Source organism: Micromonospora sp. NPDC007230 (genome assembly GCF_042869115.1).
In the GTDB taxonomy this organism is placed as follows: Bacteria; Actinomycetota; Actinomycetes; order Mycobacteriales; family Micromonosporaceae; genus Micromonospora.
In genome coordinates this window covers 1-8705 of record NZ_JBIAFE010000060.1, presented here as the reverse complement: position 1 = coordinate 8705, position 8705 = coordinate 1, and the positions used below count along the sequence as shown (strand labels likewise).

At 70.5% G+C, this 8705-nt stretch carries 11 protein-coding genes; 8 read left to right on the top strand and 3 right to left on the bottom strand.

The annotated features are described in order from the left end of the window. The 3 genes from ACFYML_RS36340 to ACFYML_RS36330 all read right to left on the bottom strand — a co-directional run. Window positions 1-461: hypothetical protein (locus tag ACFYML_RS36340; RefSeq protein ID WP_387424968.1), on the bottom strand; the 461-nt coding region annotated here is incomplete at its 3' end. Window positions 462-808: 347 nt separating this feature from the next. Then, window positions 809-919 (bottom strand): helix-turn-helix domain-containing protein, encoded by a 111-nt coding sequence (locus tag ACFYML_RS36335; RefSeq protein WP_387424969.1) that lies wholly within the window; start codon window positions 917-919, stop codon window positions 809-811. A 252-nt stretch (window positions 920-1171) separates the two neighbouring features. After that, window positions 1172-1948, bottom strand: a complete 777-nt coding sequence (locus ACFYML_RS36330; protein WP_387424967.1) for a hypothetical protein — start codon at window positions 1946-1948, stop codon at window positions 1172-1174. A 279-nt stretch (window positions 1949-2227) separates the two neighbouring features. Between ACFYML_RS36330 and ACFYML_RS36325 the strand changes: the two genes are divergently transcribed. From ACFYML_RS36325 to ACFYML_RS36290, 8 genes are all read left to right on the top strand, one after another. Further along, entirely contained in the window at window positions 2228-2803 is a 576-nt protein-coding gene (locus ACFYML_RS36325) for a hypothetical protein (protein WP_387424966.1), read from the top strand. Next, window positions 2796-3683 carry a TRM11 family SAM-dependent methyltransferase gene (locus ACFYML_RS36320; protein WP_387424965.1) on the top strand — a complete coding sequence of 296 codons (888 nt, stop codon included), beginning with the start codon at window positions 2796-2798 and terminating at the stop codon, window positions 3681-3683. Before ACFYML_RS36325 ends, ACFYML_RS36320 begins: the two co-directional genes overlap by 8 nt. A 120-nt stretch (window positions 3684-3803) precedes the next feature. Then, entirely contained in the window at window positions 3804-4457 is a 654-nt protein-coding gene (locus ACFYML_RS36315) for a hypothetical protein (protein WP_387424964.1), read from the top strand. A gap of 308 nt (window positions 4458-4765) precedes the next feature. Beyond that, window positions 4766-4972, top strand: coding sequence for a hypothetical protein (locus ACFYML_RS36310; RefSeq protein WP_387424963.1), 207 nt, complete (start codon window positions 4766-4768; stop codon window positions 4970-4972). Further along, window positions 4969-6159, top strand: a complete 1191-nt coding sequence (locus tag ACFYML_RS36305; RefSeq protein WP_387424962.1) for a hypothetical protein — start codon at window positions 4969-4971, stop codon at window positions 6157-6159. Before ACFYML_RS36310 ends, ACFYML_RS36305 begins: the two co-directional genes overlap by 4 nt. Before the next feature lie 172 nt (window positions 6160-6331). Then, on the top strand, window positions 6332-7312 hold the full coding sequence (locus tag ACFYML_RS36300) for a DUF4192 domain-containing protein (protein ID WP_387424961.1): 981 nt from the start codon (window positions 6332-6334) through the stop codon (window positions 7310-7312). A 48-nt stretch (window positions 7313-7360) separates the two neighbouring features. Then, window positions 7361-7795 carry a hypothetical protein gene (locus ACFYML_RS36295; RefSeq protein WP_387424960.1) on the top strand — a complete coding sequence of 145 codons (435 nt, stop codon included), beginning with the start codon at window positions 7361-7363 and terminating at the stop codon, window positions 7793-7795. Window positions 7796-7910: 115 nt separating this feature from the next. After that, window positions 7911-8189 carry a hypothetical protein gene (locus ACFYML_RS36290; protein WP_387424959.1) on the top strand — a complete coding sequence of 93 codons (279 nt, stop codon included), beginning with the start codon at window positions 7911-7913 and terminating at the stop codon, window positions 8187-8189. Window positions 8190-8705: the final 516 nt, after the last annotated feature.

The following is an 8705-nucleotide window of genomic DNA, read 5'->3' as shown; positions in this document are numbered from 1 at the left end:
CGGCCCCCGGCCTCGAACCGGACCAGATCCTTCGACGTGTCACCGAACAGGCTGGTAAAGGTGTTCGTGCGATTGCCCTGCACGTACCCCTTCTCGGAGGTGGGCCGCACCGTGGTGTCAATGGGCTGCCACCGGCCCTGCGCGTCCTGGTAATGCACCGGCACCGACGAGATCTCCGCCTGCGTCCGACCATCCGACAACTGGAAGGTCTTGGTGTTCGCCGTCCGCTCACCGGGCAACTCCCGCACCCGCTTCTGCGGCGGCCACTCCCTACCCTGCAGGGGCTTCTCGGCCTGGAACAGCCCGGCGCTGACCACCTCCGGCCGCGCCCGGCCGGAGCCACCGTCGACCAGCCCACGCGCGGCGTCGCCGAGCCGGGACAGCAGCCCGCCCTCGTCGTCCTTGCCGCTGCCCGCAGCCTGGTCAGCACGGTCGGAATCACGGCCCGGTAAGGCCTCCATCCCGCCCAACGTGGCCACCAAGGCCACCGCCAGGCCCCCGATCAGAAGGCCCCTCGCACGTCTCTTCACCATCACCCTCCGGCTCCATAGAGACACGACGAGCGAAGGTTAAAGATGGTCGATATACGGACGGCTATAAGCCAGATACATTCCGGGCCTCGGAGCCTGTCAAGTCAAGTGAGACGTTTCGTGGTCAGGTGTTCTGTAGATCTGCGGGTTGAGCTGCTGGTTTGTTGATCCACACGGTGTCGGGCAGGGTCTGGGGTCGGGGCGGCGGGTGAACCGGTCCGGGTGGGCTTGCCAGGCGGCGTCGGGGGTGCGTTGCCGCTGCCAACCCGGCCAGCTGCTCAGTCAGATACCCGGCCCACCCACCGATGCACCGTCGACCGATGCACCCCGAGGCTGGCGGCCACCTCCATGACATCTGACCCGGCCAGCACCGCACGAACCGCGTTCAACCGCTGCTCGACAACCGACAAGACAACCAGTGCCAATCCCGGCCTCCCCGGTGCTCGCGCAGGTCAGAGCCCGACCTTCGGTGGCCCGAGCAGCGGCCGCCTCGCATGATCTTCATTTTGCCGAACGACGTGACTAGCGCTCGTACAACGGGTGGTCCCAGTGGCAGTCGCTCGCCTGGTCGGGACCCTGACGGCGGCCACGCCGGGGCAGGCCTTGCCGACCAACCGCTGGCCCGCCCTACTTCGAGGTGGTCAGGCCGTCATGACGGCTTCGCGACGGCCGGGCGAGCGGATCGGGCCGGACAGGTCGCCTCGCGTGACGGCTGCGGCCACGATGCGTTCGGCGCGGCGGCGGCGCATGCGCAGGACCGGCGCGGTCACGCCCTGCTCGGCGGCCAGGTGCTCGATCAGCGCATCGCCGAACCGGGTCGCGCTGATCAGCTCGGCGGCTTCGGCGGTGATCAGGCCGGCGACGGCTGCTCGCCCGAGCAGCAAGTCCGGGTGCCCGTAGGGCATCCTCGGCGACCGCGAGCCGCTGGGCAGGTCCAGCGGCAGTTCCTCGCCGTCGTCGGCCTTGACGACCGCGGCTCCGGCGCGCCATGCCGCCCAGCACAGCCGCAGCCACAGCCGAGGCGGCGCCAGGTCTGCGGTGCGCAGTGCGTGGAGGAACCCGGCCAGGACTTCGGAGTCCACGTCGTCGGCGTGCCGGGCGTGGCCGCGGCTGATTTTCGCGGCGAGGTGCGTGAGTGCGGGCAGGGCCACGCCGATCGCGCCGACGACCCAGGCGGGTCCCCGTTCGCGGGCGTGGTGGGCCAGCTGCCGCCACAGCTCGTCGGTGGTGTCGCTGTCGTAGCGCCCGCACACCAGCAGGCTGCGCAGCTCGTCCAGCGGCATCGTCGCGTCCGGCAGGCCCGGCACCGGACGCGCGTCGAACACCAGCGGCGCGGGTTCGCAGGTCAGCATCTCGAACGCTTTCTCGGCGGTGGTCAGGGCCGTGTCGGCCGTCCTCGTGCGGGTGGTCGCCGGCATGGTGATGTCCTCTCGAGGGGGAGCGCTTCGCGATGTGCGACGGCTCCGAGACCTCGATTGGGACAGCCCGACCTGACACCACGAGCGTTTGTCAGACCGGGACAGGTCGTGCCCGGTGGTGTCAGGTTCGCTGCTGCGCCGACCGCCCGCGCCCACCGACGCGGCCGTCAGAGATCGGGGGCTGACCGGTTTTGCCAGGCCGGGGACGGGTTCGACCGGGCTGTCAGCGGCGCACTGAGGACCGTCAGTACGCCCGCCGGTCCGGGGGCCACCATGCCCATGACCGAGAGAAACCATCACAACGCACCCGTCCCCGTCGGGGACGTGGTGCCCGGCGACCCGCCCGTGCCCATCACCGTCTGGCCGATACCCGCCCCGCAGCCGGGCGAGACCATGTCCCACGCGATGGGCATGCGGCTGGTCTACAACCTCACCCACCCGTCCGACCTGATCATCGACCTGACCGACGGACCGCAACTCGCCGGCGCCGTCCTCGCCGCTCACCGCCACAGCCACCTGCAGGCGGCGCGTTCGACGGGCTGGGGGAGCGAGGCGGCGATGCTGATCGTCACCGGCTGGCCACTCGCCCGCGGCGTCGGCGCACCAGTCGAGTTCTTCGCTCGTGGTCGGGCGAGGCTCCTGCCCGGCGGCTGCCTGGTCGTGCTGCTGGCGCACGGCGACCCGATCCTTCCGGTCGACGTCGTCATCGCGGCCAAGCAGGCAGGTCTGTCCTACCTGCAGCACATCGTGGCGGCCGACCAGCCACCCGTGCGCGGCCAGCGGACACAGCTGGACATCCACACCGATGTCCTGGTCTTTGCCCGCCCGACGGCGGGAGGCGATGGCGATGCCTGAGCCGATGCCGATCACGTCCGTGTGGCTGACCTGCCAGCAGCCTGCTCGTGACCAGCGACGCGGCCGGTACGTGCCGGAGTCGTCCACGCATCCGGGCAAGATGCTGCCTCACCTCGCCGCGCACGCCATCGCCGCCTACACCGCATCGGGGGACCTGGTGCTCGATCCGATGTGCGGGTCGGGCACCACCCTCGTCGAGGCCGTGCACCTTGGGCGGCACGCGCTCGGCGTGGACATCGAACCGCGGTTCACCGCCCTGGCGGCGGCCAACGTCGCCCTCGCCGTGTCTCAGGGCGCTGCCGGCACGGCGAAGGTCGTCACCGGCGACGCGACCAAGCTGCTCGATCTCGCCCCCGCGTCCGCGGTCGGCAAGGTCGGGCTTGTGCTCACCTCACCGCCGTATGGGCGGTCCACCCACGGTCTGGTGCGGATGACCGGTGCCGGGGTCAGGAAGAGGGCCCACCTGTACGGCGACCGTGCGCGCGGCAACCTCGCCTACGCCGGATGGTCAGGTCTGCTCGACGGGTTCGCCGCGATCCTGGCCGCCAGCTACCAGCTGCTGCGCCCCGGCGGCACGGTGGTCATCACCTGCCGACCGGTACGCCGCCGCCCGGACGACTTCATCGACCTGCCCGGCGAACTGCTGACCGTCGCGCAGCAGGTCGGGCTGACACCGGTGCAGCGGTGCGCGGCGATGCTCGCCGCCGTCCGCGACGGCCAGATCGTGCACCGCGCCTCGATGTTCGGGCTCATGGCGGTACGCAAGTCCAGGGCCGAGGGCCTCCCCGTGCACCTCGTCGCGCACGAGGATGTGCTCGTCCTGCGTCGCGATGTCGTACGTCCTGCCGGTACCGCAACCGTCACCGACCCGACCTCCTAACAGCCGGCGCCGCCAGCGCAGCTCGAGTCAACACATCCCAGTGGCCCCTTGTCGCAAAAACCGACGGGGCGTGGCGGCTTACGAGCCGCCACGCCCCGTCTGCTCTTTGCTGGAGTAAACATGGACTTGCAGATCCACAGCCTCATCAAACGCAACACGTACAGCGGCGCCAACGCGTTGGTCTTCCTCGCCACATCCATGATCGTGAACGCGTTCGCGAACACCGCCCACAACCGTGCCCTGACCTTCGCCGTCAGCGCTATGGCGGGACTGTGGCTCGCCGTATGGTCGCGGCTGGTCCACAACCTGGTTAAGGCCGCAGACCCGTGGATCGGCCCGCTGATCGGCGTGGCCACCCTGGCGGTCCTACTGGCGGCGTTGGCCGAATCCCCGCTCACCCTCCTCGGCGCAGCCGCCCTCCTGTTCACCTCCTGGCTGCCGTACATGGCCGCCGAGTCAGCCGGGCAGGCACTCCGGGTCTGGGCGTACCACTCTCCGCTACCCCAGGCGCGGCTGCTGTACCTCACCGCGCAGGCTGCCGTCGACACCGCCGCCATAGGCGGCATTGCGGTACTACTCGTGACGCTGGGCGATGGGCGAACTGTCCGCCTGGCTGCAGCGCTGACGCTGACGGCACCGCTGCTGTTGGCGCGGGCGGTGCACCGGTCCGAGGCTCGGCGTGTCGCCGCCACGGCCGTGCCCGAAACGGCCGGCCGTCAGGCGAGTGTCTGCGAGCTGACGGCCACGGGCCGCCAGCGTCGTCCTCGCCGGTAGGGACCCGCCGCCGGAGCCCTCGGAGAGGCGTGAGCTGGGCTGTCAGGTTCTGCCAGCCGGCCGGACCTGACAGCCCCAGCCACCGCAGCAGCAACGCGGCTAGCCTGAGGACTCTTCTCCTTATTCCTGTGCTGATCTGACGCGTCCGCGGCGGCATCGCGCCCACCCTTCCCCGGTCGGCCGCCGTCCGCCAGCCTCAGACCCAGCACCCGCCCCTTGCTGCCGTATCCGCGCCAGGGGCACATTCCCATCCCGTCAGGCGGCCACCACCCGGTGGCGGCCTCTTCTTCATGCCCAAAGGAGGAACCATGCGTCAGCACCTGATGCCAGACGGCGATCCCCTCGCCGACCACGACAACCCAACCCCGCCCCTCCTCAGCGGTGTCACCGCACTCGTCGCCGGGAACGGAGGATCCGGCCGAGCCCACGACCTGGCCGCCACTCGGCCGGCCGCGTGCGCCGGGCTGGTCACCAGCACCCGCTCGGCTGCGAGCAATCGGGCGGCACAGCGATGACCGACGCGAGCCTCGCGGACCAGATCCGCACCCTGCACACCGACACCATCGCCGCCATCGAGCAGCGGCACACCTTGGCCGTCAACGCCCGTTGCGCGCTCATCGCCGCCCTGCGCAACAAACTGATCTGCCGGCCCGGCTGCGAGGACGCCCTCGTCACGTGGGGCCTGGAACCGCTGCCGCAACGCTGGACCGTCTTCGCTGATGCGCAGCTGTCGTACACGCGGTCGCACACCGACCACAACGAGGCCCGCGAGCAGGCACGTTGCGGCGTACCGGACGAACTGCGCCTGCTGCAGCCGGCGATGGCGGTCTACCCGAGACACGTCATCGACGTGAGACCCGCACCGAACGCAAACGGCCAACCCGATCCGCGGCGGTACCGCATCACCGTGCAGGTCACCCTCCAGACATGGGTCACGGCAACCCGTGAGACCGACGCGCACGACGCCGCACGCACGATCATGGAAAGCCACCTGCCTGGGCTGGCTGACGCCGGCATCACCCTCACCGGGCTGACATGGCAAACCGCCGACAGCCCCGACGACGTCCCGCTGGACGACATCGACACCGACACGCAACCCGCGGCCGGCACGGCGCCGCTGACCGAACTCGCAGGCGACCTCACCGCCGCGACGGCCGCACATGACGCGGCGGTACAAGCTCTCGCCGACCTGCGACGCAGCATCCGCGCCCGCGCGATCAGCGCACTCGTCGACGACGAAATCGGCGGCATCTATCAACACACCGCGCAGCGAGTCGACCGGTTCCTCGTCGACCTCAAGCTCGACCCACTGCCTCACGCACACCACATCACCGTGGTCGCCGACCTGACGCTGCCGATCGCCGCCGGCACCCCCCGGGAGGCCTACGACGCGGCACGAGACACGATGCGCGCGGCCACCACCAGCAGCCCCGACCAGACACGGCCGTGGACCGCGTACGGCTGGACCATCCCCGAGCACGCCACATGCGACAAGGACGGCTGGCGGATTCCGTGGCGGCACGAGTACGAGATCTGGCTCCGCGGCCACACCACCTCGACCGCCGCCACCGCAGCCGCCAAAGCCCTCGTCCGCGCCGACCTGACCCGGGCACTCGCCGGCATCGACCATCACCCGATCACGGTGACCACCAGCCTCGAGGGCGCCGGTATCGACCTGTACCTGGACCCCGACAGCGACTGAACCCTCAGGCGCGCCGATCCGGTGATCGGCGCGCCTGTTCCCGCAGGGGCCGCGTCGCGCCGCGCCCAGCCGACGCCGGGCACGCGCGGCGCCTACCCGCTCGCCTCCCGCCAATTGTCGACCTCAACCAGCAGTGGAGATCATCATGCCGTTTCCAGACAATAAGCTGACCGTGCGATCCCCAGCCGACCTGGTAACCGCGGTGCCGTACCTCCTCGGCTTCCGTCCCAGCGACGGCAGCATCGTCGTACTCGCCAACAGGGGCCGCCGCGTCGTCTTCGCCGCCCGGGCCGACCTGCCCGCCCCCGGCGCCCCCGCAAGCCACCTGTTCGACCTCGCCGCCAACCTGGTCCCGGTCGTGCGGCGGCAGCAGCCGATCACTCACATCATGCTCATCGGCTACGGCGATCCCGAGCACGTCAACCCGGCACTAGGCAGCGTCGGCGACGCGTTCACCGCCAGCGGCATGGCCCTCCGGCAACTGCTACGCGTCACCGGCACCCGGGTCTACAACCTCACCTGCGACAACCCCGCTTGCTGTCCACCCCAAGGAACCCCGCTCGACCCGACCTCACTCGTCGCCGTGCAGGCCACCGCCGCCGGGCTGGTCGCACTACCGGACCGGGCAGCCGTTGCCGCCCGGTTCGCACCCGTTGGCGGCGCCGCCCGTGACGGCATACGCCGCGCAACCCGGGAGGCGATCACCCGCCTGAAGGCGGTCAGCGCCGCCGGCAACACGGGCGTGGACGAAGCCGGCGCCCACGCAGTCCGCGACGCGTTGCGACACCACGACGGGGGCAAGCGCCTCACCGACGACGAGGTCGCCTGGCTCACCGTGCTCCTGAAACGGCCATCCGTGCGGGACCTTGCTGCGGACCTCACCCAGCCGCACGACCGGCACGTCACGTTCTGGGCCGACATCACCCGCCGCGCCGAAGAGGTGCTCGTGCCGGCACCGGCCACCCTGCTCGCGCTCACCGCGTGGCGCTGCGGCGACGGCGCCCTGGCCGCCATGGCAGCGCACCGTGCCCTGCAGGTGGATCCCGCATACCAGCTCGCCGGAATGCTGCTGCAGTCGCTGCACGGCGGACTCCCGCCATCGGTGTTCGAGCAGGCCGTCGCCGCTGCCCGAATCAAGCCCTCAACCCGCTAGCCGGAAACCCTCAACAACAGGAGGCAGACAGTGGATCCCACTCGCAGCATGCTGCTCGCCCTCGCCAGACACGCCGAAGATGCCCGGCTGCACTGGAACGCCGAACGCGCCGCCGTGCGGGCTCGCGGCGAAACACCCGCCCGCACCGAGGCATACGCCCACCACGTCCAGGCGAACCTGTGCCTGATCACGGCGATCGGCGCGGCGGACCTTTCGGCGAACTTCCGCATCTACGACATCACGCTGTCCCGCGACCCGCTTGCCGCGGCCGAGCAGTTGCGTCAGGCCGCCGTCGCCCACGACCACAGCGGCGCGATCGAAGCCGCACACGAGGCAGCGCGCCTGGCCTACAAGCAGGCGTTCGCGCAGCCGGTCACCGCACAGGAACAGCAGTATGTCGACTTGCTCGCCGGCCTTCCCGCCGCGCGACGCGACAAGGTCGTCGAGATGGCCGAGGGACGCGCCCGCCAGCCCGAGGCATGAGAACCGGTCCTCCGGCGTTCGCGCCGGCCTTCATCAGCAGCCTCGCCGCGGCAGGACCCACTCGGCGCACCTCATGTCAGCCGGCTCGGCCGTTCACCCCTATGGAAAGGAAACGATGAGCAACTACACCCTCACACCCAAACCCGGCTTCGACCGCTACACGGTCCAGGTCGGCTGGAACCCGCACCGCACCTTCTTCGCGACCGTCGTCGACTTCGCCTGGGACCCGGTCACCGACCCCGACAACAAACCCGACATGGTTCGGGTTGGCCTGGTCGAGACGATCCTCGACCCGGCCGAGGTGCTCCTGGCCGTAGAACCCTACGCCGTCATCCCGGGGGACCTGGCCGCCACACTCCGTGCGGACCAGGCCGCGCACCCAGTGCGCCGCTAACACGAACACCCGGGGCCCCCACCGTCGCACCGACGCCAAGAGCCCGCATTCGCCGTCAACATCTGCCGATTCCCCAGCTGTCGCCCGCCCGTCTTGCGCGAATCCCGCGCATAAGCCGCCTCCTGGACCGGCGGCCACCTACCGACGAGCCATACCGGCCCACCTACCGACCGGGCGAATCCAGCGCCGGGCGGTACCCCCTCGCCCGAGCGGGGCGCCACCTCAAGCATCGACGGCTCCACACCGCCGAACACATTCCCCTGACTGAGCCACGCCAACGCTGCCTCCCCAGGGAGACAGCCACAGCCGTGCCGCGGACCGAGCGGCACAAACACGAAACGGCCCGCCACAAGGCGGGCCGTCGTCGCATCTGGACCCGGGACGCCTCGCCTAGGAAACGTATGCGTCCCGGGTTCTCCAGTGAGCCATTTTCATCCTGCACGGCGCTCGGCTCTGACGCGGCGCAGAACCAGGGTGGCCCGCACGATCGCGGTGGTGCGGTGGGCGACAGCGTGC

Bases quoted from the DNA above. Each gene is read 5' to 3' on its own strand.
- ACFYML_RS36330 (WP_387424967.1), bottom strand. From the start codon at position 1,948: ATGCCGGCGACCACCCGCACGAGGACGGCCGACACGGCCCTGACCACC.
- ACFYML_RS36325 (WP_387424966.1), top strand. From the start codon at position 2,228: ATGACCGAGAGAAACCATCACAACGCACCCGTCCCCGTCGGGGACGTG.
- ACFYML_RS36320 (WP_387424965.1), top strand. From the start codon at position 2,796: ATGCCTGAGCCGATGCCGATCACGTCCGTGTGGCTGACCTGCCAGCAG.
- ACFYML_RS36315 (WP_387424964.1), top strand. From the start codon at position 3,804: ATGGACTTGCAGATCCACAGCCTCATCAAACGCAACACGTACAGCGGC.
- ACFYML_RS36310 (WP_387424963.1), top strand. From the start codon at position 4,766: ATGCGTCAGCACCTGATGCCAGACGGCGATCCCCTCGCCGACCACGAC.
- ACFYML_RS36305 (WP_387424962.1), top strand. From the start codon at position 4,969: ATGACCGACGCGAGCCTCGCGGACCAGATCCGCACCCTGCACACCGAC.
- ACFYML_RS36295 (WP_387424960.1), top strand. From the start codon at position 7,361: ATGCTGCTCGCCCTCGCCAGACACGCCGAAGATGCCCGGCTGCACTGG.
- ACFYML_RS36290 (WP_387424959.1), top strand. From the start codon at position 7,911: ATGAGCAACTACACCCTCACACCCAAACCCGGCTTCGACCGCTACACG.